Source organism: Flavobacterium sp. GNP008, assembly GCF_056428965.1.
The window spans coordinates 326327-352583 of the sequence record NZ_JBWJVL010000003.1 but is presented as its reverse complement, the minus strand read 5'-3'; the positions used below and the strand labels follow the sequence as shown (position 1 = coordinate 352583).

The 26257-nt window shown below is 33.4% G+C and carries 26 protein-coding genes and 1 riboswitch; of the genes, 11 read left to right on the top strand and 15 right to left on the bottom strand.

Going from position 1 to position 26257, the window contains the following annotated elements:
* Positions 1–66: 66 nt before the first annotated feature.
* Positions 67–2022 (bottom strand): TonB-dependent receptor plug domain-containing protein, encoded by a 1956-nt coding sequence (locus AC0608_RS11030; protein WP_478289084.1) that lies wholly within the window; start codon positions 2020–2022, stop codon positions 67–69.
* Between the two features lie 101 nt (positions 2023–2123).
* A riboswitch (cobalamin riboswitch) is annotated at positions 2124–2391 on the bottom strand.
* An 82-nt stretch (positions 2392–2473) separates the two neighbouring features.
* Here AC0608_RS11030 and AC0608_RS11025 point away from each other — a divergent pair.
* From AC0608_RS11025 to AC0608_RS11015, 3 genes are read left to right on the top strand one after another with little or no spacing between them, the layout of a single operon-like run.
* On the top strand, positions 2474–3616 hold the full coding sequence (locus tag AC0608_RS11025; RefSeq protein ID WP_417960518.1) for an ABC transporter substrate-binding protein: 1143 nt from the start codon (positions 2474–2476) through the stop codon (positions 3614–3616).
* A gap of 1 nt (position 3617) precedes the next feature.
* Positions 3618–4649, top strand: coding sequence for a FecCD family ABC transporter permease (locus tag AC0608_RS11020; protein WP_417960521.1), 1032 nt, complete (start codon positions 3618–3620; stop codon positions 4647–4649).
* Positions 4649–5431 (top strand): ABC transporter ATP-binding protein, encoded by a 783-nt coding sequence (locus AC0608_RS11015; protein WP_478289083.1) that lies wholly within the window; start codon positions 4649–4651, stop codon positions 5429–5431. The genes AC0608_RS11020 and AC0608_RS11015 overlap by 1 nt, the downstream gene beginning before the upstream one ends.
* Before the next feature lie 10 nt (positions 5432–5441).
* Here AC0608_RS11015 and AC0608_RS11010 read toward each other — a convergent pair whose 3' ends face one another.
* The 3 genes from AC0608_RS11010 to AC0608_RS11000 all read right to left on the bottom strand — a co-directional run bounded on the left by AC0608_RS11010 (position 5442) and on the right by AC0608_RS11000 (position 8251).
* Positions 5442–7049: a class I SAM-dependent methyltransferase gene (locus AC0608_RS11010; protein WP_478289082.1), complete on the bottom strand. Its 1608-nt coding sequence runs from the start codon at positions 7047–7049 to the stop codon at positions 5442–5444.
* Positions 7050–7162: 113 nt separating this feature from the next.
* Positions 7163–7618, bottom strand: a complete 456-nt coding sequence (locus AC0608_RS11005; protein WP_478289081.1) for a tRNA (cytidine(34)-2'-O)-methyltransferase — start codon at positions 7616–7618, stop codon at positions 7163–7165.
* A gap of 57 nt (positions 7619–7675) precedes the next feature.
* On the bottom strand, positions 7676–8251 hold the full coding sequence (locus AC0608_RS11000) for a pseudouridine synthase (protein ID WP_478289080.1): 576 nt from the start codon (positions 8249–8251) through the stop codon (positions 7676–7678).
* A 169-nt stretch (positions 8252–8420) separates the two neighbouring features.
* On the opposite strand from AC0608_RS11000, the gene AC0608_RS10995 reads away from it, so the two are divergent.
* Positions 8421–8786, top strand: a complete 366-nt coding sequence (locus AC0608_RS10995) for a hypothetical protein (protein WP_478289079.1) — start codon at positions 8421–8423, stop codon at positions 8784–8786.
* 235 nt (positions 8787–9021) lie between these two features.
* Here the strand turns inward: AC0608_RS10995 and AC0608_RS10990 are convergent, their stop codons facing one another.
* A complete protein-coding gene (locus AC0608_RS10990; protein ID WP_478289078.1) occupies positions 9022–9915 on the bottom strand; it encodes a dienelactone hydrolase family protein in 894 nt (297 codons plus the stop codon).
* Positions 9916–10271: 356 nt separating this feature from the next.
* Positions 10272–10913, bottom strand: a complete 642-nt coding sequence (locus AC0608_RS10985) for a phosphoribosyltransferase (RefSeq protein ID WP_478289077.1) — start codon at positions 10911–10913, stop codon at positions 10272–10274.
* A 212-nt stretch (positions 10914–11125) separates the two neighbouring features.
* Here AC0608_RS10985 and AC0608_RS10980 point away from each other — a divergent pair, with 212 nt between their 5' ends.
* The 7 genes from AC0608_RS10980 (at position 11126) to AC0608_RS10950 (ending at position 17812) form a co-directional block, all read left to right on the top strand.
* Positions 11126–12079 (top strand): ion channel, encoded by a 954-nt coding sequence (locus AC0608_RS10980; protein ID WP_417960537.1) that lies wholly within the window; start codon positions 11126–11128, stop codon positions 12077–12079.
* An 83-nt stretch (positions 12080–12162) separates the two neighbouring features.
* The gene (locus AC0608_RS10975; RefSeq protein ID WP_478289076.1) at positions 12163–13062 is read left to right on the top strand and encodes a MerR family transcriptional regulator; all 900 of its coding nucleotides are present in this window, start codon (positions 12163–12165) and stop codon (positions 13060–13062) included.
* A gap of 38 nt (positions 13063–13100) precedes the next feature.
* A complete protein-coding gene (gene crtID / locus AC0608_RS10970; protein ID WP_478289075.1) occupies positions 13101–14576 on the top strand; it encodes a bifunctional phytoene desaturase/3,4-desaturase in 1476 nt (491 codons plus the stop codon).
* Between the two features lie 2 nt (positions 14577–14578).
* On the top strand, positions 14579–15418 hold the full coding sequence (locus AC0608_RS10965; RefSeq protein WP_417960543.1) for a phytoene/squalene synthase family protein: 840 nt from the start codon (positions 14579–14581) through the stop codon (positions 15416–15418).
* A gap of 44 nt (positions 15419–15462) precedes the next feature.
* On the top strand, positions 15463–15903 hold the full coding sequence (locus AC0608_RS10960) for a sterol desaturase family protein (RefSeq protein ID WP_417960545.1): 441 nt from the start codon (positions 15463–15465) through the stop codon (positions 15901–15903).
* A 152-nt stretch (positions 15904–16055) separates the two neighbouring features.
* Positions 16056–16517, top strand: a complete 462-nt coding sequence (locus AC0608_RS10955) for an SRPBCC family protein (RefSeq protein WP_417960547.1) — start codon at positions 16056–16058, stop codon at positions 16515–16517.
* Positions 16517–17812, top strand: a complete 1296-nt coding sequence (locus tag AC0608_RS10950; RefSeq protein WP_478289074.1) for a cryptochrome/photolyase family protein — start codon at positions 16517–16519, stop codon at positions 17810–17812. Before AC0608_RS10955 ends, AC0608_RS10950 begins: the two co-directional genes overlap by 1 nt.
* Positions 17813–18079: 267 nt before the next feature.
* Here the strand turns inward: AC0608_RS10950 and AC0608_RS10945 are convergent, their stop codons facing one another.
* The 9 genes from AC0608_RS10945 to AC0608_RS10905 all read right to left on the bottom strand — a co-directional run bounded on the left by AC0608_RS10945 (position 18080) and on the right by AC0608_RS10905 (position 26209).
* The gene (locus tag AC0608_RS10945) at positions 18080–19498 is read right to left on the bottom strand and encodes an SDR family oxidoreductase (protein ID WP_417960551.1); all 1419 of its coding nucleotides are present in this window, start codon (positions 19496–19498) and stop codon (positions 18080–18082) included.
* A 126-nt stretch (positions 19499–19624) separates the two neighbouring features.
* On the bottom strand, positions 19625–20224 hold the full coding sequence (gene folE / locus AC0608_RS10940; RefSeq protein WP_478289073.1) for a GTP cyclohydrolase I FolE: 600 nt from the start codon (positions 20222–20224) through the stop codon (positions 19625–19627).
* Positions 20225–20269: 45 nt separating this feature from the next.
* Positions 20270–20953: an SDR family NAD(P)-dependent oxidoreductase gene (locus AC0608_RS10935; RefSeq protein ID WP_478289072.1), complete on the bottom strand. Its 684-nt coding sequence runs from the start codon at positions 20951–20953 to the stop codon at positions 20270–20272.
* A gap of 45 nt (positions 20954–20998) precedes the next feature.
* Positions 20999–21283 (bottom strand): TIGR03643 family protein, encoded by a 285-nt coding sequence (locus AC0608_RS10930; protein WP_417960557.1) that lies wholly within the window; start codon positions 21281–21283, stop codon positions 20999–21001.
* A gap of 53 nt (positions 21284–21336) precedes the next feature.
* Positions 21337–22821, bottom strand: a complete 1485-nt coding sequence (locus tag AC0608_RS10925; protein ID WP_478289071.1) for a cryptochrome/deoxyribodipyrimidine photo-lyase family protein — start codon at positions 22819–22821, stop codon at positions 21337–21339.
* Between the two features lie 7 nt (positions 22822–22828).
* Positions 22829–24133 carry a DASH family cryptochrome gene (locus AC0608_RS10920; RefSeq protein ID WP_478289070.1) on the bottom strand — a complete coding sequence of 435 codons (1305 nt, stop codon included), beginning with the start codon at positions 24131–24133 and terminating at the stop codon, positions 22829–22831.
* Entirely contained in the window at positions 24109–24243 is a 135-nt protein-coding gene (locus AC0608_RS10915; protein WP_417960563.1) for a DUF2256 domain-containing protein, read from the bottom strand. Before AC0608_RS10915 ends, AC0608_RS10920 begins: the two co-directional genes overlap by 25 nt.
* Positions 24243–25550, bottom strand: a complete 1308-nt coding sequence (locus AC0608_RS10910) for an ABC1 kinase family protein (protein ID WP_478289069.1) — start codon at positions 25548–25550, stop codon at positions 24243–24245. The genes AC0608_RS10915 and AC0608_RS10910 overlap by 1 nt, the downstream gene beginning before the upstream one ends.
* Positions 25550–26209, bottom strand: a complete 660-nt coding sequence (locus tag AC0608_RS10905; protein WP_417960567.1) for a TetR family transcriptional regulator C-terminal domain-containing protein — start codon at positions 26207–26209, stop codon at positions 25550–25552. The genes AC0608_RS10910 and AC0608_RS10905 overlap by 1 nt, the downstream gene beginning before the upstream one ends.
* Positions 26210–26257: the final 48 nt, after the last annotated feature.

Here is a 26257-nt window from a genome sequence, read left to right as displayed (position 1 = left end):
TGTAGTGTAAAAAAAAGGAAGTCTCTTAGTGAGGCTTCCTTTTTTTGCTTTAAGTAATGAGACTCGTTATAATTTAATATTCATTCCTAATTTAAAATTTCTCCCCAAAGTACTGTACCCAACATTTTCAACAAAATCAGCGTTCAAAATATTACTTACCGCCCCAAAAAGAGACAGTCTGTTTTTTATCAATTCGTAACGAACAGATGAGTTTACAAGTTGATAAGAACCTAAAACGATCTTCTTTGTAGTGAACGTATTTCCATCAAAAAAAGCATCGTTTCTACTATGCACATATTGATAATTTACATTAAAAAACAACCTGTCATTGATTTGAAAATCAACAGCTGAATTCACTTTATGTTTTGGAATCAATCGATCCAGTGCTTGATCTACTTGTGTAAAAGTATAATTTGAATTCCAATTAATATTTTTGCTCAAGGCAAAAGAGACTTCTGTTTCTACTCCTTTTGCCTTATTCATACCATCTATATTGATATAATTAGAATCAAAAGTTATTGGATCAAAATAGAATCCTATAAAATTGGTTTGTTCCCGATAAAAGCCTACTGCATTCAGTTTAATTCTTTTATCAAATAACTGTGTTTCAAAACCGGCTTCTATCGTACTATTTTTCTCCGGTGTCAAATCCCCATTTCCATATTCTGAATACAATTGATACAAACTTGGCGTAACAAACGCTGTACTATAAGAAGCTAAAATTTTCAATGGAATCGATTGGAAATCATACGATGGATTTACATTATAAACTAATTGGTTACCATATTGACTGTGAATATTCAAACGTGCCCCAGCATTCAAATTCAACCCAAAATCGGAGGTAAAAACTCCCGTCACATAAGGATCAATCATATTAAATTTAGTAGCTTCCTTCATAATTCCTCCGTAAGGCGTTTCGCTATTCATGTCATGGAACTGGTATTGTGCCCCAGCAACAAAGAAAAAAGAATCTGCAACTTCGTATTTATTGAAGGCATCCGCGTTGACACTTCGGGACTCGTACTGAGAAAATCCAGCTTTGTTAGCGTAAAAATCAAAATCATTATAGGTACGGACAATTTTGTTAAAACTGGCATTCATAACAAATTCTCCCTTATTATATTTATATTTTGGCAGAAAACCAAAACGAAATTGCTCTGAGTCTGTAGAATTTAAATTGGTATCATTTGTACCAGTATTATCAAAAGAAGCATCATAATCTAAACTGATTTTATCATAATTTCCAAAGAAATCCAAGGTCAATTTATCAGTTGCTTTGTACCCTAGTTTAGCCAAATAATTGATCCTGGAAAAACGATCTTCTTCATAATTATCTTTTGGATTGACAGGGGCAATCTGAGAAATTCCGCTAACTTCGGTACTGTTTAAAGACGCAAAATAATTCACTTTATTTGCATTTCCGTTTACTGAAAAACCTTGATTAAAATTTTGAGCGGTAGTTTTGTTGGTCGTCGCAGTATTATTAGTCCCGATATTTACATACGCATTTCCCTCAATTGCTTTCTTACCCGATTTTTTCAAAGTAATATTTATGACACCTGTAGCCGCTCCAGACCCATAAAGAGTACTGGCAGCTCCTTTCATAATCTCAATACTTTCTACCTGCTCCACTGGAAGCAAACGCAAATCATACTCAAAACTAATTCCTGAAGCATCATTCACTGGAATTCCATCGATAAGAATAAGAACTTGATTGTTTTTCCCTCCACGAATGTAGTATCCTAAATTTTTACCGGCTGCACTCTGGTTCCCATTAATTTCTAGACCTGCAACGGTACTCAGGATGGTTGCAATGCTTTGCCCTGCTTTGTTTTTTAAATCTTCAGCTGTAATTTTAGTAATTACTTTTCCAGATTTTTCTTTCGCTAAAGCAAATTTCGAGTCTGAAACTACCACTTCGCTCAACTCATCTTGCGTGGAGATAACTTCATTTTGTTGCGCAAAAGCACAGGTTGACATTAGTACGCACAACGCACTAATACGAACGATTTTTTTGTTCATTTAATTAACATTTCGCAACAGGTATTTTTTACTGTTACATGACTAAAAAGTGGGAGAAAAGCATAGAATTACCCATACCCAAACCTTTTTTCCCGAAAGTTTGATACTCGATGTACTAGGCAGGTCTCCTGGCTTGCGTCTTGTTGTTTACCTTCCCATTCGTTAAAGCGAACAGTGGTTTGTAGATAACAACAAGCTTTATAGCTTACAGTTGCGGGTACAGCACAGGATTTTAATTCATGATTTAAAATTCATCCTTTAGGATTCAACTCCTAAAACTTTAATTCTCAAATCTATAATCTTTCACCTGATTCCCTTTTAATGCTATTCTGAAAAAACAAAACAGCAACCTCAATACGGGTGCAAATATAACTTTATGATTGGAATAAAAAATAAAATTTGATTTTTAAAAAGGATTAAATATACCTTTGTAGCTCTTGAAAATACTTTTATGAAATCATTTTTTTTAAATTTCACGCTTTTTCTATTTGTCATTTCCTTTAGCGGATGTAAACAAAACAGCAATGCTTCTAATACTGCAATGGTAACTATTAGGAATGAAATTCAATATGCTAAAGGATTAGAAATTTACAGATACAAGGGCTATGCAATCGTAAAAATCACTAACCCTTGGCCTGAAGCCAAAGAAAATTTTACTTATATTTTACAAGAAAAAAATGGTATTATTCCGGACAGTTTAAAACGATTTACAGTAATTCCAATTCCTTTAAAATCAATAGTTGTAACCTCAACCACCCATATTCCAGCACTAGAAATGCTAGGCGTAGAAAATACGCTGGTTGGATTTCCTAATACTGATTATATTTCTTCAGAAAAAACACGCAAACGAATTGACATAGGAAAAGTAAGAGAAGTAGGCACTAACGAGACATTAAACACCGAAGTCCTTATAGACATGGCTCCAGATTTAATTGTTAGTTTTGGTTTAAACAACAGCAATCCCACTTTAGACAACCTCCAAAAAAGTGGATTAAAGGTCATGATAAATGGGGATTGGACCGAACAATCACCGTTAGGAAAAGCGGAATGGATTAAATTTTTTGGTGTTTTGTATGGTTTAAATACTAAAGCAAATTCCGTTTTTTCCAAAATAGAAACAGAATATAAAAACACATTAGTCTTAGTCAAAAAGGCAGTTTCAAAACCTACTGTACTTAGCGGTGCTATGTTTCAGGATCAATGGTACGTACCACAAGGCGAGAGTTGGGCTTCTCTATTTCTAAAGGATGCACAATCAAATTATTTATGGGCGCAAACCAAAGGAACGGGTAGTTTACCATTACCCTTTGAAATCATTTTAGAAAAAGCACAAAATGCTGACTATTGGATTGCTCCTGGCGATTTTTCTTCATTAAAACAAATGAGCGACAGCAATCCCCATTACAGTGAATTCACTTCGTTTAAAAATAAAAAAGTATATTCGTACGGAATAAATAAAGGTGCTAAAGGGGGTATTTTATATTTTGAATGGTCTCCTACCCGCCCCGACTGGGTATTGAAAGATTTAATTAAAATTTTCCATCCCGAATTATTACCCAATCACAAACTTTTTTTCTTTCAGAAATTAGAATAAATTGACTGATACCAACCGAAATACTGTTCTTTTTATATTCCTAACCATCGGAGTTGTTTTCTTGTTTTTAGTTAACATCAGTTTGGGATCGGTTTCTATTCCTTTAAAAGATGTTTTCAATAGCCTTTTAGGAGGAAATGCCAGCAAAGAAACCTGGCAATATATCATTATCAATTACCGCTTACCCAAAGCTATTGCTGCGATACTTGTTGGAATAGGCCTGTCAATCAGCGGATTATTAATGCAAACCTTATTTCGAAATCCATTGGCAGGGCCTTATGTTCTGGGATTAAGTTCAGGTGCGAGCTTAGGAGTAGCAATGGTTATTTTAGGCGCTGCTTTTCTACCTCCGTTTATTGCGACCATTTTACTTTCTTCTTATGGAATTATTTTGGCATCAAGCTTGGGTAGTTTTTTAGTTTTACTAGCCGTTCTGGCCGTTTCTCATCGCTTGCGTGACACTATGGCTATTTTAATTGTTGGACTAATGTTTGGTAGCTTAACGAGTGCCATTGTTGGAACGCTTACGTATTTTAGTACCGCTGAACAATTGCAGAAATTCACTTTTTGGTCCTTGGGAAATCTTGGTGATTTATCATGGACTTCCCTTACCCTTTTATCCCTTTGCGTAACGATTGGTTTATTGTTAAGCCTGTTCAGTATTAAGCCATTAAATTCGTTGCTTCTAGGAGAAAATTATGCCAAAAGCCTGGGGCTAGATTATAAAAAAACGAGACTGATCATCATTTTTGCCACTAGTATTTTAGCAGGTAGTATCACTGCATTTGCTGGTCCCATTGCTTTTGTAGGATTAGCTGTACCACATATCGCAAAATTGGTTTTTCAAACTAGTAATCACAGTATTTTGTTTTGGAGTACCATCCTTTTTGGCGCTATAATAATGTTGGTATGCGATAGCATTTCACAAGTTCCTGGGAGTGATATCACATTACCGATAAATGCGGTGACCTCCATTTTTGGCGCGCCTATTGTCATTTGGCTATTAATTAGGAAACGTAAAATGATGGGATAATGGAAAATAAGATCATCTTACAGGCTACACAAATCAGCATCGGTTATACTGATAAAAAAGGAACCACTATTGTTTCTTCGGGAATTGATTTATCTTTAGAAAGAGGAAAATTGATAGCGGTTATAGGTGCAAATGGAATTGGAAAATCAACACTTCTCCGGACAATAACTGGTATCCAAAAAACAATCTCTGGAACTGTTTCTCTGAATGGAAAAAACATTCACGAATTAAACGCTTTGACATTAGCACAAAACTTAAGTGTTGTTTTAACCGAAAAATTACCGCCAAGCAATCTGACTGTTTTTGAACTCATCGCGCTGGGCAGACAACCTTATACCAATTGGATCGGAAAACTTACAGATATAGATATTGTAAAAATAAATGAAGCAATGCAACTCACTCAAATTAGTCACTTAGCCGCTAAAAAACATTATGAAATCAGTGACGGACAATTGCAAAAAGTTCTTGTAGCCCGTGCTTTATCACAAGATACGCCTTTAATAATATTAGATGAACCCACTACCCATCTTGACCTACTGCACAAAGTATCCCTTTTTAAATTACTAAAAAAACTGACACACGAAACAGGAAAATGCATTTTATTTTCAACCCATGATATTGATATGGCCATACAATTGAGTGACGAAATGATTATAATGACACCCGATACTGTTCAACAAGATCAACCATGTCATTTCATTTCAAAGGGAAGTTTCAATACCTTATTCAAAGACGAGCATATTGTTTTCGATGCAGAAAAAGGAAAGTTTACAATTATTTAAATACTGTTTTTTAAACGCCCTTCAACAAATTAATACTAACTGTTGCAAAAGCAGCATCCGGAAATCTTCTAAAAAAATTAGCATCAGCGTACAGCCCTGCTTCTGCAGCTACTTTATGCAAAACAGAAATTTCTACTATATATTGATCTGAAAAACCATGTGTGGCATCATAAGCTGTTGCGGCAGTTCTACCTAGATTAGCGGCAGTCAGGCTTGGAGCAATGGTGTGCAATTCAATTATTAACAACCCAAATTTACGAACATACGGAGACCATTTTTTAAAATGTTCTAATAAATTATCCTCAACCAAATTATTATTGATTCGCTCTCCCCTGTGTGAAAATGCTCCTGTAGAATGACTGACTCTCGTTTTGGTTACCTGTTTAGGCATTTCCCAAATGCGGTTGTGGTCTAGAAAGGTTCTTACATTGAGTAAATCTTTTAAATTAATATTATAATTTTCCAGTAAATCATTGGCCAACAAATCCGGCTGACCTATATCGCCCCAAATTACTTTGGCCCAAATATCTGCTTTGATTAAATTAGCCCGGGTTACTTTTAACGCCGCCTGATTATAATCGGCACCAACAAGGAATAAAGGATGGTCATCCAGCATTTTTCCTCGCAAAGTTTGTCTCTCAATTACATTATAAATATGTTCAATAAATGCTCCATTGCCACAACCCATATCCAGAATTCCTTTGGGCTGATCTTCTATGGGTAAATTAAATAATTTAATAATAATCTCATCCACAATTTTAAAATACGTGTCATGTGCGCCTCCGCTGCCCCAAACATTCATTTCCCGGTCTACATGAATTTCATCTTCTCCCTCCGCTACGATTCGTAGCATGTTTGGGTTGCCAAAAAGCAATTCTTCCATTTTACTGAAAGTAGGCAAATAAGAAACCGTCACGCCATAAGCAGAAGCCCTTTTGGCAAAAAATAAGCCTTTTTCAGTAAACTGATAATTGCCTTTTTTTTGGGTAAACCAACCCAAATGAACAAAGAAATCGAGAATTATTTTGAAATTTTCAGGGGACTTATGAAATTCTTCCGGACGGAAGGAAAGTTCCATAAAGTATTTGTGAAACATGCCACTCATGCCAAGACGAACTAAGGTAGGACCTACCAAACATCCTTCAATATGCGTTAAAATCTGATGCTGAATAGAATTCACCAACGGATCATCAGAAAAAGAAATTTCGTAATTTTTCTTGTATTTTTCAAAAATAATACGCAAGCGTTCAAAAGGAGCATCTTCGAACAAGCGAGGGTGAAATTGCATCGAAAAATGCAATAAATCAACTACATCTGTATACAAATGAAACAGTGAGAAAGCTGCAGCGCTTTTATTGTTTATGCTAAATTTTATTTGATCAGTACTGCTATTAATATCATAATCCATGAATCCTTGGGAACACAAAACACGCAAACCCACGTTGAGATACCCTTCATTCGCTTTGAAATATGAGCTAAGTTCGGCAAGTGTCGCCTCCTTCCGATCAAGAATATAAGACAGTATTCCCTTTTTATACAATTCATGCGCTACAGGTGCTGTAACTAACCCATCTAAATGTTTGAAAATGGCACTTCTAAGGAGAACTTTATCAATCATAGAATACGTTTTAAAAAAAGGAAAAATTCAATTAAATCTGGAATTACCTTCTCAAATATATGAAATTTCAACCATAAAAAAAGGTTGTGTTTTTAGAATATAAAATTCACAATTTACCTTTTACTTGTTATTTGCCTCTTTGCTTCGCCAATAACAAAAGCCACCGAATTTGCAATATTATAACTTCTAATTAGCGATGACATTGGAATTGTCAGATGATTGGGAAATTCCATTAAGACAGCTTGACTCAAACCTTTACTTTCTTTTCCAAAAACCAACCAGTCACCATCTTGAAAATCATTCTCCAAATATGATTTTTCAGCATTGGAACTCATCAAGAAAACCCGGGATAAATCTGGAATTTGTGCTTTCCATTCAGCTATATTTTGATATTCTGTCACATCAAGATGCACCCAATAGTCCAAACCAGAACGTTTTAGATTTTTATCATTAATAACAAACCCAAAGGGATGGATTAAATGCAGCCTACTCTCCGTACCTACGCACAATCGACCTATATTACCGGTATTATTTGGAATCTCAGGTTCTACTAAAACAATGTTCAACATTTTATACTTTATTAAATGATTGAAAAATTAAAAGATTGAAAAATTACTTCCAACCATTTAAACTTCTATGTGAAAATTTTCTACTTTTTTGACTTCTCCAGCTTGCAAATCCTTCAGCTGTATATTCCCTATTCGAACACGAACCAAGCGCAGAGTAGGAAAACCAACAGCTGCCGTCATTTTCCTTACTTGGCGAAACTTCCCTTCGTTGACTGTAATGGAAGCCCAAGAAGTTGGTCCGTGCCGTTCATCCCTTATTTTTTTCCCTCTAATTCCAAAAGCAGGAATTTCATCAAGCAATGAAGCTTTACAGGGCTTTGTTCTGTATTTTGTCCCGTTAAAACCTATTTCAACCCCTTCTTGCAATTCTTCAATTGCTTTCTGATTAATCATCCCATCAACTTGAACATAGTATTCCTTATCTATTTTTTTACTTCTAATAATTTCGCTCACCATTCCGTCTGTGGTTAACAACAATAACCCTTCAGAATCCTCGTCAAGACGGCCTATTGCCATTGTTCCTTTAGGAAAATCATACAATTCCCCCAGCAGTTTCTTTTTTCTTTTCAATTCATAAATAAACTGACTCAGATACCCGTAAGGCTTATGAATGATGAAGTGTGAATGAGACATTGAATAGTATTATAATTTCAGCAAAGATACCTTTGTTTTAGCTGCATTTAAAATAGTTGTATGTAACATTTATCGGCATAATCCAAAAGCTATGTTAAATACTTCTGTTAATTTGCTAAAATGATGTAATTTTAAATGAAATACCATTTTTCAATTAAAATTTAAGAATATGGAAAACAACAATTTAGGTTCAAAAAAGACAAACAATAAGCAAAATATAAACGAGGGATTTAGCGGCGAAAACCTAGCTGAAAATGCAAATCCGGAAGTACCGCATCTGAAATCAGAAGTAGAAACTGATACCGATGGAAATCAAAAAATTGTCAAAAGGGCACGAAATATTGACGGAACTTTAGAACAAAATGAAGGTAGTATTGCTGAAAAATTAAGTTCTGAAACTGCGAAGGTCCCCGAAGAGCAAGCAAAAAAAATGATTGAGAATAAAGACCACAACTCAGATATAATTCCCAACCGTTACCCCAATGAACACCCAGACAACAAAGAAAACAGAGGGAATATAACACTAGATGACTAAGTATCAATTTTAATTTTCAATCTTCCAATAAGAAAAAAAAGTCTTAATTAGAAGATTAGCATTCTTCATGTTTAAATTTTTATAACTGATATTTTGAATTTATCGGTGAAAATTAATTTAAAGTATAATAAATAGTTCTGTAAACTTTTTTAATTATAAAATATTTTCTTTAAGAAAATTAATATTTGATTCCTAAAAAATCTTTAAGGAGACTTTTTTACTATTAGAATTGAAACTATTTCTTTTTTAAGTTCTCTTTAAAAAAACCAATAGTCCTAGACCATGATAATGTAGCGGCTTTTTCATCGTATCTGGGAGTTGTATTATTGTGAAAACCATGATTAACTCCCAGATAGAAATAAGCGGTATGTTCAACTTTGTTTTTCATAAGCACAGCTTCAAAAGCTGGCCAGCCTTCATTAACTCGCGTATCTAAACCGGCATAATGCGCCAGAATGGGAGTCTTAATTTTTTCCGCTTCATCAGCAGTAGGTTGTCCCCCGTAATAAGGTACTGCTGCGCATAAATCTGGAATTTTGACTGCCATCAAATTAGCAATCCAACCGCCAAAACAAAATCCTACAACACCAATATGTCCATTACAATCTTTATGGGATTTAAGAAATTTGTAGGCTGCAATAAAATCTTCAAGCATTTCTTCACGAGTACGCTTTTTTTGTAATTCTCTTCCTGCATCATCATTCCCAGGATAACCGCCCAGAGGAGATAACGCATCTGGAGCCAGAGTAATGAATCCCTCAATAGCCGCTCTTCGTCCTACATCTTCAATATAAGGATTCAGCCCGCGGTTTTCATGCACAACAATAATTCCAGGTAATTTTTTTTTGGTACTGGTAGGTTGGGATAACAGTCCTTTAATTATTCCACCACCTTTAGGAGAATTGTAGGTAATAAACTCTGATATCAACCTTGGATCATCCAATTTTATTAAAATAGAATCTATATAGTTTGGTGTCATAAAGCTGAGCAACGAGGGAAGCGTAAGCGTTCCTACCGCAAACAACGATAGTTTCTCGACGAATTGTCTTCTTTCAATTTTGTTATGGGCATAATCATCATACAAGTCAAACACTTCCTGACTAATATCTTCTTTGGTTAGTTTTTTCATAGCATTTATTTGATTCCACTAATTTAGGCAAAAAAGCAACTGCTTTTGTATTAACAGTAATCCAATTTTACGACACTTGTGCTTCACTAAACAAAATATAGTATAATTGCTATCTTAAAAAAACAGCTCTTTATAACCCCTTAAAAAAGTATCAATAATAAGACTTCGAGGTGTATTGATTTTTTTCTTCAATGACATTGGAATTAAAATACAATTTACTCCAAATTCATCCGTTAGTTTAACCCTTCTCTCGAAAAAATTGCTCTGTCGTATTATCTTTTGGGATAATAATCAAAGAATCCCTATCGCGATTTTGTAAAATTTAATTTTTATTAGGCCAAAATTATACTCCAATATTATTCAATTCCATTAGAAAGGCTCAGCATCTGAATTACTTCATCGTCACTCACCTGATTGAATTCTTTATAAAAACTACCAACCCCTTTAAAATATTTAGACGCTATCAAATAGATACATTCATCAGCATTTTTCTCAATCACAGATACCACATCATAAGGCAAAACCGGTACAGCAACGATTATTTTTGCGGGATTTTTTTTTCTTAGCATTATTATACTAGCGAGCAAGGTATTACCGGTAGCAATACCATCATCAACTAGAATTATACATTTATTCTCAATAGCAATTCGTTTTCGGTTCCCCCTATACCGTTCGTATTGCTCTTGGAGTAATTTTCTTATTCTAATGATTTCATTATTTACATACTCTTTAGGAACATCAGGATACTCGTCAATAATCATAGAATCTACGGAGATAGCACCGATAGCAAATTCTTTGTTATTAGGATGTCCTATTTTTTTGGCAAGTACAATATCCAGAGGAAGTCGTAAGGTATTTGCAATTATATATCCCAAAGGAACACCACCACGAGGAACCGCGAGAATAACACTATTTGTACCCTGATATTTTTTTAATTTTTCGGATAGTAATAAACCTGCCTCTATTCTATCTTTAAATATTTCGTGATGCATACTCATTTTTTGCATATAATATTTTGTAAATATACTGATTTATAGCACTTTAAAATTTATGTATAGATGAATTTTAAACAAAAAATTTACGAATAAAGCATAAACGTATGCAATTAGTTTTGTCTAATTTTTAAAAAAAATGAACAGTAAAATCACTTCTTTTTTATTAAAGGTTTTTGTTATTTTTACTAGATAATTAATTGATAGCAATAACAGGAATGAAAAATATAAATTCGAGAGCAAAGACAGATACTAATACTGGTTTTGGAACAAACCCGAATAGTTATGGTGGTCGTTTTGTGAATAAAAATGGAACGGCAAATGTAGAGAAAAAAGGAATGCATGTTTTGCATAGGATTAGTTGGTATCATACAATGATTGATATGCCTGCTTGGAAATTTATGCTTATTATTTTATCCTTTTATATTGGAATTAATTTTGTTTTTGCTTCCATTTATTACAGTATAGGAATTGAGCATTTAGATGGTATACATCCTTCTGGATCTAATTTAGTAAAGTTTGGTCAGGCTTATTTTTTTAGTGCTCAAACATTTACTACTGTAGGCTATGGGCACATAAGCCCTTCAGGGTTTCTAGCCAGCATGGTTTCTGCTGCTGAAGCCTTATTTGGATTATTGAGTTTTGCAATTGCAACAGGTTTGTTTTTTGGTAGATTTAGTAAACCAACGGCCTTCTTAAAGTTTTCTCACAATGCATTGATTTCACCTTATGGAGAAATCACGGGTTTAATGATTCGAATTACGCCATTTAAGAACACTAATTTTACGGATGCTGAAGCCATAATGACTTTAGGAATGAGTGTGGAAGAAAACGGTACAAAAACTAATAAGTTTTATTCGTTAGAATTAGAATTAGCGCGAATAAATGCTCTTACCCTGAGTTGGACTTTAGTACATCCCATAACAGAAGTTAGCCCTCTTTATAACTTAACCAAAAAAGATTTTGAAACGATTCATGGTGAAATCTTAGTCTTTGTAAAAACTTTTGATGATATGTTTAGTAATACAGTTGCAATTCGTACTTCGTATACTTTTGATGAGGTAATTTATGGTGCAAAATTTGAACCCATGTACGCTAGAAGTACTGATAATTCAAAAACGATACTCAATTTGGATAAATTAAATACCTTTAACAATGTCACTTTAGACTAAAAAAATGATTTATAAACTATTTGAAACTTTTAAAGGGTTTTTTAATTAAATTTATTTTACATTTGTTTATTAAATTTTAATAAATGATAAACAATATTAAAAACGTGTTCAGCATAAAAGATCTTGAAAATCTTTCAGGAATAAAAGCGCATACCATACGGATTTGGGAGAAAAGATACAACATTTTAGAACCCATGCGTACTGATACTAATATTAGATTGTATGATTTAGTAAGTCTTCAAAAGCTGTTAAATATAACATTGTTACATGATTATGGCTATAAAATTTCAAAAATAGCAACTTATCCACAAGAAAAAATTCCGTCTTTAGTCCGAGAAATAATTTCAAGCAAAACAGCTAAAAGTCACGCAATAAGTGAGCTTAAAATGGCAATGATGAATTTTGATCAAGAGCTATTTTTTAATACTTATAATTGGTTAATAGCTGAGAAATCTTTTAAAGAAATATTCCATCAAGTTTTTATCCCATTGATGAATGAATTGGGCTTGTTATGGCAATCGGACACAATTACTCCAGCCCACGAGCACTTTATTAGTTATTTAATAAAGCAAAAATTATTGATAAATACCGAAAAACTACAAGTTTTAAAGCAAACTAAAGTAGATAAAGTTTTCGTACTCTCTCTTCCTATGAATGAGATTCATGAATTAGGATTGATGTATTTAAATTATGAGATTTTATTACATGGCTACAAAACCATTTATTTAGGCGAAAGTATGCCAATTGATAACCTTAAGGATTTAAAAAAGCATTTCGATTCTATTATTTTTGTATCCTATCTAACTGTGCAACCGGAAAGAGACAATCTAGATGGTTACATACAAAAAATGAGTGACGAATTGATAGATGAAACTACAAAGTTATGGTATATTGGACGAATGGTTGAGTTTATTAACAAAGAAGGACTTTCTGACAATATATCAATTTTCAATTCCATTTCTGAATTAGTAGATGAAATTTAGTGTAATCTGTTTAAACATTTTGTATATTTGCTAAACAAATGAAAAAAAATAAAAAAGTCACAATCATAGGCTCTGGATTTTCCGCCTTAGCAGCATCTTGCTATTTAGCACAAAGCGGACATGACGTAACCGTATATGAAAAAAATGCAACAATCGGTGGAAGAGCAAGACAACTAAAAAGAGATGGCTTTACTTTTGATATGGGTCCAAGTTGGTATTGGATGCCAGATGTATTCGATCGTTTTTTTGCTGATTTTGGTAAAAAAACAACTGATTATTATGAATTGATAAAACTATCTCCTGCCTACAGAGTATATTATGGAATAGATGATTTTATTACGATAGCCGATAATTTGACGGATATTACACTTGCTTTTGAAGCTATTGAAAAGGGAAGCGGACAAATCCTGAATGAATTTATGGCTAAAGCTAAAAGCAATTATGATATAGCAATTAAAGATTTAGTGTACCGACCTGGCGTTTCTCCTTTGGAGCTGATCACTGTTGAAACTACTTTGAAAATAGGTCAATTTTTTAGCAACATTAGTAAAGATGTTCGTAAGAAATTTAAAAATGAAAGGTTAATCCAAATTCTGGAATTTCCGGTTTTATTTCTTGGAGCTAAACCATCCGATACTCCTTCGTTTTATAGTTTTATGAATTACGCCGATTTTGGACTTGGAACTTGGCACCCAAAAACAGGAATGTTCGATGTGGTACGAGCAATGGAAAATTTAGCCAAAGAACTGGGAGTTAAATTTCATACAAATTCAAACATTAATAAAATTATAGTTGAAAATAATACGGCTAGAGGGATTGAGGTAAATGGTGAGGTTGTTATTTCGGACTTGATTCTGAGTGGTGCAGATTACCATCACACAGAAACATTATTAGATCAAGAACATCGAGCCTATTCTGAAAAATATTGGGAAAGCAGAGTTTTTGCTCCATCCTCATTATTATTTTATGTTGGCTTTAATAAGAAAATTGATAATATTTCACATCATGCGCTTTTTTTCGATGTAGATTTTAATCAACATGCAAAAGATATTTACGATGAGCCTAAGTGGCCCAACGAGCCTTTGTTTTATGCAAATTTCCCCTCGATTACTGATAAAACTGCAGCTCCTGAAGGAATGGAATCTGGTTTTTTCTTAGTGCCATTGGCTCCTGGAATTACTGATACTGATGCCCTAAGAGAAGAATATTTTGAAAAAATAATGAATCGTTTTGAGAAATTAACAAACCAAAGCATTAAAAATAATATTATATTTAAACAATCATTTTGTAAAAATGATTTTGTCTCAGAATATAATTCGTACAAAGGAAATGCTTATGGTATGGCTAATACCATATTACAAACCGCTTTCTTGAGACCAAAGTTGAAGAGTAAGAAAGTCAAGAACTTGTATTTTACAGGACAATTGACTGTTCCGGGACCTGGAGTTCCACCAGCATTAATTTCTGGAAAATTAGTATCAGAGTTAATTAATAAACAATTTTCAGAACAATAATTATGAAGCAATTATTTGACGATGTATCTTTTAAATGTAGCAAATTAGTTACTAAAAACTACAGTACTTCTTTTTCTATGGCTGTATACATGCTATCGCCCAGTATAAGAAATGCCATCTACAGTATTTATGGATTTGTTCGTTTTGCGGATGAAATCGTAGACACCTTCCATGGGTTCGATAAGGAAGATTTAATAATCGAATTTGAAGAGGAATATTACAAGGCGATTGAAAGAGGCATAAGTTTAAACCCTATCTTAAACTCTTTCCAGCAAACGGTGAAGAAATATAATATCTCTGATGAACTGATTCAGGCTTTTTTAAGGAGTATGAAATTAGATTTAATCAAATCTGATTATGATAGTAAAGAGGACTATGACGCTTACATTTATGGTTCAGCAGATGTAGTGGGATTAATGTGTCTAAAAGTTTTTGTAAATGGTGATATTAAAAGATACGACCAGCTCAAAGAGGAAGCCATGCGGTTGGGATCAGCTTTTCAAAAGGTAAATTTTCTTCGCGATCTCAAAGACGACAATTTAGTATTAAATCGTAACTATTTCCCTGGAGTAGATTTGAATTCCTTCGATGAAAATGCAAAGACGGCAATAATTAATGAAATTGAAGAAGATTTTAGAATAGCCTATCAAGGAATTATAAAGTTACCTATTGAAGCAAAATTTGGAGTATATACTGCTTTTGTGTATTATAAGAAATTACTAAAAAAGTTAGAAAATACTCCTTGTGCTGAAATTGGGAACGCCCGAATTCGAGTCTCTAACTATACAAAAGCCGGATTATTGGCAAAATCTTTTGTGTCGTATAAATTAAAGTTGGTTTAATTATAGCTAGTTTTGAAGGATTTTTTAATTAAATATAGAATAAAATGATATTTTTTTTGATTTTTTTAGGTACTTTTTTAATAATGGAATGTGTGACTTGGTGTACCCATAAATTCGTCATGCACGGTTCAATGTGGTATTTTCATGCGGATCACCACCAACCAAAATATGCGAATGTTTTTGAACGGAATGATATATTTTTCGTGATTTTCGCTATTCCAAGTATTGCTTTATTTTACTTTGGAGTTCAAGGAGGTTTAAATTATAAATTTTTCTTAGGACTTGGAATTATGTTTTACGGCATGTGTTATTTTATGATTCACGATGTTTTAATACACCAACGTTTCAAATGGTTCAAAAATACCCAAAACAAATATTTAATAGGACTTCGTAAAGCACACAAAGTACACCATAAACATTTAGGAAAAGAACACGGAGAATGTTTTGGGATGTTATTTGTTCCTTTCAAGTATTATAAAATATAACGTTTAATTTAGGTGTGACTCAAACAAATAGTGGGTCGGGCTATATATTAGGTTTTTATACCTAGCCAAAAAGCAAGATTTAAAAAGAGTTCCAGTATTATTTATCCAGTAAGCTAAATTACTCTACAAGAATATTCTCTCAATACACTACTATGAAAATTTACAAACAAGAAACCATCCAACATGTCAATGCAACTGTAGAACAATGCTGGGCTTTCTTTTCGAATCCAAAAAACCTTCAAAAAATCACACCCGAAGGGATGGGTTTTCAAATCACCGATTTTGATAATAAATCAATGTATGCCGGACAAATAATTCAATATAAAGTGACACCTCTTTTTGGTTTAAATTTATCTTGGATGACTGAAATCACGTTTGTTAAAGAAAATAGTTATTTTATAGACGAGCAGCGTTTTGGACCCTATAGTTTTTGGCACCATAAACATTTTTTTGAGGCTACAGAAGATGGCACAAAAATGACTGATATTGTTCATTATGGATTACCACTTGGTTTTTTAGGGCGAATCATGAATACACTAGTGGTTAAAAATAAATTAAAATCCATTTTTTCCTACCGTGTCGTTAAAGTTGACGAAATGTTTAATGCAAAATAATGAATAAACAACAAGTATCTTTTTTTTGGTTCAGGCGTGATTTGCGTTTAGAAGATAATATTGGATTATTTCATGCTTTACAATCTAAATATCCGGTGATTCCATTGTTCATTTTTGATGACTCGATTTTAGACAATTTAGTCAAAAATGATGCTCGGGTTGGATTTATCCACGAATCCTTATCAAAAATAAATACACAATTACAGGAAATTGGTAGTTCCGTTTTAGTCAAAAAAGGAAAAACCGTGGATGTTTGGACCGCGCTGATACAAGAGTTTGACATAAAGGAAGTCTTCTTCAACAAAGATTACGAGCCCTATGCCATCGCACGTGACACTGTTATTTGTGAGCTTTTAGAAGCTAATACCACTATTTCCTATTCTTTCAAAGACCAAGTTATTTTTGAAGAAAAAGAAATTACAAAAGCGGATGGATTGTCTTACACCGTATATACACCGTTTAAAAACAAATGGTTAGAAAAATATAAGTCATTACAACCCGTTCAAGAATACGATGCTACTAATTTCTTTTCTAATTTTTATAAAAGTGACTTTGTTTTTCCATCTTTGAAAGAAATCGGTTTCGAGCAAAGTAGTGTAAGAGTAAAATCTCATAATTTAAAATTTATTGCAAATTACCAAGAGATAAGAGATTTTCCGGCTTTGGACAAAACCTCCTATCTTTCACCACATTTGCGTTTTGGAACCGTTAGTATTCGAAAACTGGTGAATTGGGCATTTCATAAAAACGATGTCTTTTTGAGTGAATTAATTTGGAGAGAATTCTTCATGCAAATCTTATTTAGTTTCCCAAAAGTCGTTACCCAAAACTTCAAATCGGCGTATGACGGAATTGAGTGGCGCAATAATGAAGATGATTTTAAACGATGGTGCTCTGGAACTACCGGTTATCCCATGGTTGACGCCGGAATGCGACAATTGAACGAAACTGGATACATGCACAACAGAGTCCGAATGGTAGTGGCAAGCTTTTTATGCAAACATTTATTGATTCAATGGCAGTGGGGTGAAGCCTATTTTGCAGAAAAATTATTGGATTATGAATTGTCTGCTAATGTAGGGAATTGGCAATGGGCAGCAGGAACCGGTTGCGATGCAGCTCCTTATTTTCGCGTTTTCAATCCGGAGATTCAACAAAAAAAATTCGACGAAAAAGCACTTTATATCCGCAAATGGATCAAAGAATTTGATCTAGGATATGGAAAACCTATGGTAGACCATGCTATGGCTCGAGATAGGGCAATTGCTACATACAAAGCGGGGATTTTGAAATAATCTTAAAAAAAATCAACATCTAAGAAAAGTAAGCTCATTTAAGTGGTGAATTTAATTCATATTCTCCTAAAAACAGGCCTTTGTTTAGAAGCAACTTCTGAGATTTTAAAGTAAATAAACCCAAAAAATTCAAATTAAATGTACCAATCTAATTTAAAACGCATCTGTTTTTTATTTCAAATGAGTAAAAATTTTATTCTGTAAAAATTTAGTAATCAAAACTACAACCAAATTAAATTGATTAAAACAATTTAAAAATATCAACAATTATTTAATCAATTTCTTCAGCATTCCCTCAAAAATAAAACCATGAAAAGGTAAAACAGAATACCAATATAATTTACCTAAAAAACCTCTAGGTCTGAATGTCGCAGATTGATAAAGAGTATTGTTGATAATTTTAAATTCTAACCATGCCTCCCCTGGCAATTTCATTTCGGCAAATAAAATTAGTTTCCCCTCTTCTTTATTGGCATGTAAAACACGCCAAAAATCTAACGCATCTCCAGAATGAATATCGTGTCGGTTAGTTCTTCCTCTTCTAGAACCTACACCACCGTATAATTTGTCGATAAAACCGCGTAAATCCCATAACCAATCCCCATAATACCAACCCGTATCTCCACCAATGGACCATATTCTACTAATTGTAAAATCACGGTCTATGATTTCCATTTTTCGTCTATCGATGTAACAATCTTTTTTAGGAACTTTTAAATACTCTGACATATTGCTATTAAAACGCCCACTGATTAAGGAATCTTTCCAGCTGGAAGCTACTTTGTCTTCGTCTACTTTTATCAGAGCTCTGGAAAGCGCTTGCTTATAAGTCATGGGTTGCAGTTGCAATAATTCATTGATTTTATGATTTTTGCAAACTACTTCAACTTTCATGCTACTAACCAATGCTGAGGCGAGTTTATATGATGTTGAAGTGACAAAATACAGCCAATACGACGATAATTTTGGAGTCATTATAGGAACCGTAAAAATCCATCTTTTTAAATTCTTAGCTGCTGCATAACCCAAAAGCATTTCCTTGTACGTTAAAATATCAGGACCACCAATATCAAAACTCTGATTGTAAGTAACCGGATTTAATAATGATTTGGATAGAAAATCGAGTACATCTGGAATCGCAATTGGTTGGCACTTAGTATTGAGCCATTTAGGAGCAATCATAATAGGAAGTTTATTGACTAAATCCCGAATGATTTCAAATGAAGCACTCCCGGATCCAACAATAATTCCTGCTCTGAGGGTGGTTGTGGCAAAAGTCCCTGTGTTTAAAATTTCTTCTACTTTTTTTCTGGAAGATAAGTGCTTCGATAAGGATTTATCATTTACAATTCCACTTAAATAAATGACTTGTTTCGCTTTTGTTTCATTTAATCGCTGTACGAAATTCCGCGCAGAAAGACTTTCTAACTCATCAAAATTATCTGAAGATCCTGACATGGAATGCATTAAGTAATAAGCCGCATCAATTTCATTTGGAATAACTGTTACTGTTTCTTGTTTCAGAAAATCAACTTCTATCACAGTCACATTTTTTTGAAATTCTACAGGACAATAAAACCTATTTTTATCTCTCACGCAGCAAATCACATCGTGTCCTTGTTGTACCAGCATGGGTAAAAGTCGCTTTCCGATATAACCTGTTGCACCTGTTAAGAGAATTTTCATCGTTTATTTTTTTTTTAAAAGCGCAAAGGCACTGAATTTATAACTTTAATTTCTAAAGTATTTCTTTGTGTCTTTGCGCCCTTATGACATTTTTAATATGTTTTCTTAGTTAATTATTTTTTTAAATTAACTCAATTTATTAGACACTAAACTTATAAATTCTTTTCTTGTTTTATCTTTCTCAAAAGCACCCGTAAAAGAGGATGTCGTAGTGACTGAATTTTGTTTTTGAATGCCTCGCATTTGCATGCACATATGCTGTGCTTCAATTACTACAGCAACACCAAGTGGGTTAAGAGCTTCTTGAATGCAATTCTTAATTTGGTCTGTCAACCGTTCTTGTACTTGCATTCTTCTGGCAAAAGCATCCACCACTCTAGGAATTTTACTTAAACCTACAATTTTGCCATTTGGAATGTAAGCTACATGGGCTTTTCCAAAAAAAGGCAACATATGATGCTCACACATGGAGTACACTTCAATATCTTTAACAACAATCATTTGTTGGTGATCCTCAGTAAACATTGCCGATTTAAGGATCTCCAAAGGATCTAATCCATAACCATGGGTCAAATATTGCATCGCCTTAGCTACACGTTCCGGTGTTTTTTCCAGACCTTCTCGGGTTACATCTTCACCTAAATTGTATATTATAGATTTATAATTATCCGCTAAAGAGGCTGTTATTTCTGTGTCGTATTGTTCAATTTTCTCGTAACTTTTCATTTCTTTTATCATTATATGCTGTCTTTCAGTTTTAAATATTATTTATTAGATTTTAAAGGTCACTATTCCGTAATCCATTTCGAACACCTGACCTGAAATAGATTTGGCATTTTCTGAGATTAGGAAATTTGCCATATTTGCCACTTCTTCGGGCTTTAAATACCCTTTCATTGGATGGCGCTCTACCATATTTTCTTTCATTCTATCGTTTCTCAAAATACCGGCTGATAAGGTTGTTTCTGTAATGGTAGGGGCAATTGCATTTATTCTTATTACAGCTGCTAATTCTGCCCCAAGAGATTTCACAAGACCTTCTACGCCCGCTTTTGCTGTAGCGATACTTGCATGAAACGGCATACCTAATTTTGCGGCCACTGTACTAAACAAAATTATTGAAGGATCTGTGCCTTTCTTGAGAACAGGTAAATACTTTTGGATAACTTTTACAGCGCCAATAACATTAATTTCAAAATCATTTCTAAAATCATCAATGCTAAGGCTACCAATTGGTTTCAAATTGATGGAACCGGGGCAGTAAATTATCGTATCTATATTCTCTATATCTGGGAGCGTATCCTGTAAAACATCTATAGGAAAATGTTTCAAATTGGGATGTGTACTATCCGGTGCATTTCTGCTAATGTTGTACACCAAATTTGTTTCTAATTGTTGCACCAAAATGGCATTCCCAATTCCTTTGCTACCACCAATGATTACTATGTTTTTCATTTTATTATGTTATTTTAACTGTTGACTATACACTCAGTACTGCTTTTAACGCTTAGAAATCTTATTATTATTAATCTGTCTTTGCATCGTGCATTTAAAACGTCCTTCACGAAAATCTCTTAATTTTTCATGCTTTGTTTTTCGACCCTGAACTCTTTCACGCCACATTCTAAAACTAGAGGGTTTCATTTCGGTGCGCATTAAGTCAATCACCTCTTGTTCTTTTAATCCAAATTGCAATAAGATGGCATCAAAAGTGGTTCGGTCCTCCCATGCCATTTCAATGATACGATCTTTGTCTATATCGGTAAGCGCTGTTTTTATAGTCATGGAATTTATTTTTAATTGAAATTACTATTGATTCTTAAATTATTATTGAAGCATTATTCGCTATCGCCAATATCAGCCATTGTATGCAACTTTAGGATGCGGGAACTTTCCTCTTTTACTAACGGATTTTTTTTCATGTTCCATAAAAAATCACTTGCAAATTTTCGTGTTCGTTCCATGTTTATAATTGGTTTTGGATAATTAACTCCAACTTCAAAATCATTAAACTTCTGGTCTAAATACGTCATTTTATATGGTTCATGGACAAATGCCCTTGGTAATTCACTCAATTCCGGTACCCATTTTTTTATAAATTCACCCTCCGGATCGTGTTCGTAGCTGTTTTTTATTGGATTATAAATACGCAACATATTAATTCCAGTTTCACCAGCCTGCATTTGCAATTGCGGAAAATGAATTCCAGGTTCAAAATCCAAAAACATTTGTGATAAATGTTGCGTGGCTTCCTGCCATGGCTGCCATAAATTATGTGTAAAAAACGAAACTAACATTGCCCGCATTCTAAAGTTCAAATAACCCGTTTCGTTCAAGCAACGCATCGAAGCGTCAATTAATGGAAAACCCGTTTGTCCGGTTTTCCATGCTTCGATATAATTTTCATTGACTTTCTTTTTTAAAGAATGAAACCCTTTATTCACACTTTCAAATTCCATAATTTCTTCCATTTCAAATTTTTGGACGAAGTGAGCTTGCCAAGTCAGTCTGGAAACAAAAGAATCTATTTGTTTTTTATTGGTACACGTCAGTCTAAAGGTTGCCGCTTTTTGCAAAACTTGTCTGGAGGATAAATTTCCCCAAGCAATATAAGGTGATAATCTACTGCAACTTCTTCTTGCCAATAATGGTTTTGAAATATGTGAACTGTAATTATGATAGCGCTCTTCAAAGAAGGATTCTAAATACTTCCCCGCCATTGTAATACCGCCTTTTTGAAAAACAGCATCAGGAAAAGTTACTAGACTTGTTTTTTCTAATACTTTTTCGAGTTCGGTTATTGCTTGAATATCAAGAAAATTTTCTGGCTTGGAATCAAAAATAAATGGTGGCTCATTCATGTATTTTTCCCAATTAGAAACCCAACTTGTTCTATTTCTTAGAGCTCTAAAAATACCATTATTAATATTTTCAACCCAATTAATTTGATTATTCTTGCAAAATCTTTTAAATGTTTTATCTCTTTCGTAAGTGATTTTTAAACCAGTTTCCTGATGTGAAAAAACAGAATCTATTTTATAGGTTTCTTGAATCGTATTGAATACCTGTAATACTTCAGACGACACACTTAAAACATGGGTGTTGGAGTATTCTAATCGTTTATTTATGTCTACAAGGGATTGCTTGATAAAGTTCCAATGCCTTTTGTTGTAATGCGAATCGTTCTCTAACGATTTTTCGAATACATAAAGCAATAGTGTAGGTGTGCCAGTTTTTGTGGCATTAAAAATTGCTTCGTTATCTTGCAAACGAAGGTCTCTTTTAAACCAAACAATATTGATATGTTTTTTATTTGTATTCATCAAATTTTTAAAATAATTGTTGTTGCAACCATAATTTCTGGAACTTTGAATGTCCATCGTAATTAGCAGCTTGTGTCTTAATATTGAATTTTCGATCTCTTGGATCGTTTCCAACTCCCGAAACATACATCCAATTACCATAATTACTGTGCACATCATAATCAACTAGCATCGCTTCAAAATACGCTGCTCCTATGCGCCAGTCTAACAATAAATTTTTAGCAAAATAAGAGGCTACATTTTGTCTTCCCCTGTTGCTCATCCACCCCGTTTCTAACAGCTCTACCATATTAGCATTAACAAAAGGTTCTTCTGTAGTCCCTTTTATCCAATTATTTATAGCTGACTGGTTAGTTTTCCAATCGTAATTTTTATCTAAAATCCCTCCAATTTTAAAAATAGAGTTCCCGTTTTTCATCGAAACATATTTAAAATAATCCCTCCAAATTAATTCAAAAACCAACCAATACGTCGAATCATTTTTATCGACTTCTTGCTCGTATTTAATAATTTCCCAATAAATTGTTTTAGCCGATATACAACCGTTTGCCAACCAAGGAGAAAATTTCGAACTAAAATCCGCTCCAATCAATCCGTTACGGGTCAATTTATAGACGCTCAATTTTTTGGTTTCCCAAAAATAATGTGACAGTCTTTGCATTGCGGTATCTTCACCGCCGTGAAAAGGGAAAGCCGTTCTCGAATCCATTTCAAAATCAATAAATCCCAATGTTTGCATTGTAGGAATTGCAGTTCCATTTAGTGACCAATTTTCTTTAGACAACGCTTCAAGTTTAAATTCAGGTTTGACTTTCGTCAATTTTTCACACTGATTCCTGAATTGTGTAAAAACATTTGGAATTGATTCAATCGCAAATGGAATATCTTCAGGATGAAATAAGAACTGGTTGTAACTCGCCTTGAAAGCTATTAAAGGAGAAACTTTTGCTTGTGTTCGTTCAAATACTTTTAGCTCTTCACTGGTCCATTCTTCTTGCAGGTACACAGAATTAATAGCATTTGAAGTAATTATTTCCGGAATACAATCTTCTGGTTTACCGTAATAAACCAAAAACGGAATATTCAATTTTTCTAGATTTTCTTTTAAAGCTGTAACTGATTCAATAAGAAATTTGGCCCGAAATTTTTCTGTTTTTTTAAAACCGAAACTGGTTTGCTCAAAATGTCTTGGATCAAAACAATACACCGCAATTACGCTGTCATTTTCAAACATAGCATTGGTTAATGAGGCGTTATCATGGACTCTCAAATCATTCCTAAACCAAACTAATCCTTTTTGTTTCTTCTGCATTTTTCACTACAATATTTAACTTCATCCCAAACTTTTTCCCATTTTTTCCGCCAACTAAATGGCCGGTTGCAAACCAAACACATTTTTGAGGGCAGGTTTTGTTTTTTCATTAGTTGTATTTCTCATATTGATTAACGAGTATACTTGCTTTTAAATCGAACATCAAATTATATAATCCAAAAAAAGTTCTGTTCATATAAATAAAATGTTTAGAACCTCGATTCCCATTCATTTTTCTGAGATTAGTATCTTTTGAAAAACGTTCCCCTAACTGTGCAATACTTTCAAAAAAAGTTTCATCTGAAAAATCAAAGGTTTCCTCTTGAAAAGGTTTTGTAAATAAGGACAACAAATCATGGAACATCTCAGTGAAATATAGTATTTCTTCATTAGAATCGTCATTTCTCAGAATTTCCAATTCAAATAGTTTAGCATTAAACATTTTGGGATCATTAATAACTTTTTTATCAATTAATTCAAAATATGGTGTGTAAAAATCATTAGGAATTTGTTTCATACAACCAAAATCCAATGCTACTAACTGATTTTTATCGTTAACCAAGAAATTCCCGGGATGAGGATCAGCATGTACTTTTTTCAAAATATGTATTTGATACATATAGAAATCCCATAAAGCTTGACCAACACTATTGGCAACGTCCTGATCTCTATTTTTCTTAGTGAACTCTGAGAGATGAATTCCCGTCATCCAGTCCATAGTAATAATTTTCTCTGAAGAATATTTAGGATAGTAAATGGGGAAAAGTAGATTTTCAATTTTTTTGCATGATTCTACTACCTCTTGACTTTGTTTCAATTCCAATAAATAATTAGTTTCCTCGATTAACTTGTCTTCGACCTCTTTAAAATATTTATCAGAATCTTTTCCTTTCAGGTTAAACATTCTAATGGCAATAGGTTTAACCATGGCTAAATCAGATGAGATGCTATTTGCCACTCCAGGATATTGAATTTTCACTGCTAATTTTTTCCCATCTTTCATCGCAACATGCACTTGCCCAATGCTAGCCGCATTTAACGAGGTTGCATTGAATTCGTCAAAAATCTCATACGGTGTTTTTCCAAAATTTGTTTTAAATGTTTTTAACACTAATGGCGCCGAAAGTGGTGGAACAGAAAACTGAGACAATGAGAATTTTTCTACATACGCCTGTGGCAAAAAGCTTTTATCCATACTTAGCATCTGCGCTACTTTTAAAGCACTGCCTTTCAAACTTTTCAATCCATCATAAATATCCTCAGCATTGTCTTCATTCAATTTATCACGTGTTAAATCAGAATTAACCATCTTTTCACCATAATATTTGAGATAATTTACGCCAACTTTAGCCCCAGTTTGTACTAGTTTTGTGGCTCTTTCAATTTTTGATGTAGGAATGTAGTCTATGGTTTTCATTACTTGTTGTATATTTTTTCTTTGAAAATGAATTTTCCAAAGTCGATTAAGCTGTCAATTGGGGCGATATTCATTAATTCGAAAGTTACTTTTACTGATTTTTCAATGTAAATATCTGTTTTCTCAAATGCAGGAGATGAATCATCCAACCAGAATTTCAAGGTCAATAAAAGTTGTATCCATGACGCTTCTTGAAAGGTTTTTTCTTGAAAATTTTGAAGCTTCTCTTGCTGCGTTCTAAAATCATCTGAAATAATTTCTGTCAAGAAATTTTTAAAACTATTTCTCAGACCAGAAAGTTGCATTAATTTTTTCAACTGATTGTTATGCTCTTTCAAGATAAGCACCACATAACTCCTATTAGCAGTCAATATTTCAAAGAAAGTAAAGTAAAAACTTAACATCTTACTTTTCATATCATACATCTCGTACTCTTTGTTTTTATTTAATAAGTCTACGGTTTTCTCAATAAACATTTTAAAAATTTCTTTTTCAATGCTTTCAATTGTTCCAAAAAAAGCATAAAATTCCGTTTCTGTAAAATTATTGATTTTGGTAAAATGATATACTGATTTTGGTTTTTCACTATGATCAAGTACATAATCCATATACATCGAAACTATTTTGTCTTTTGTTATTGTTGTTTTTTTAGTAGCCATTTTTGATGTGTTTCAAATTAGGGTATAAAGATAGTGAATGTTTAACTA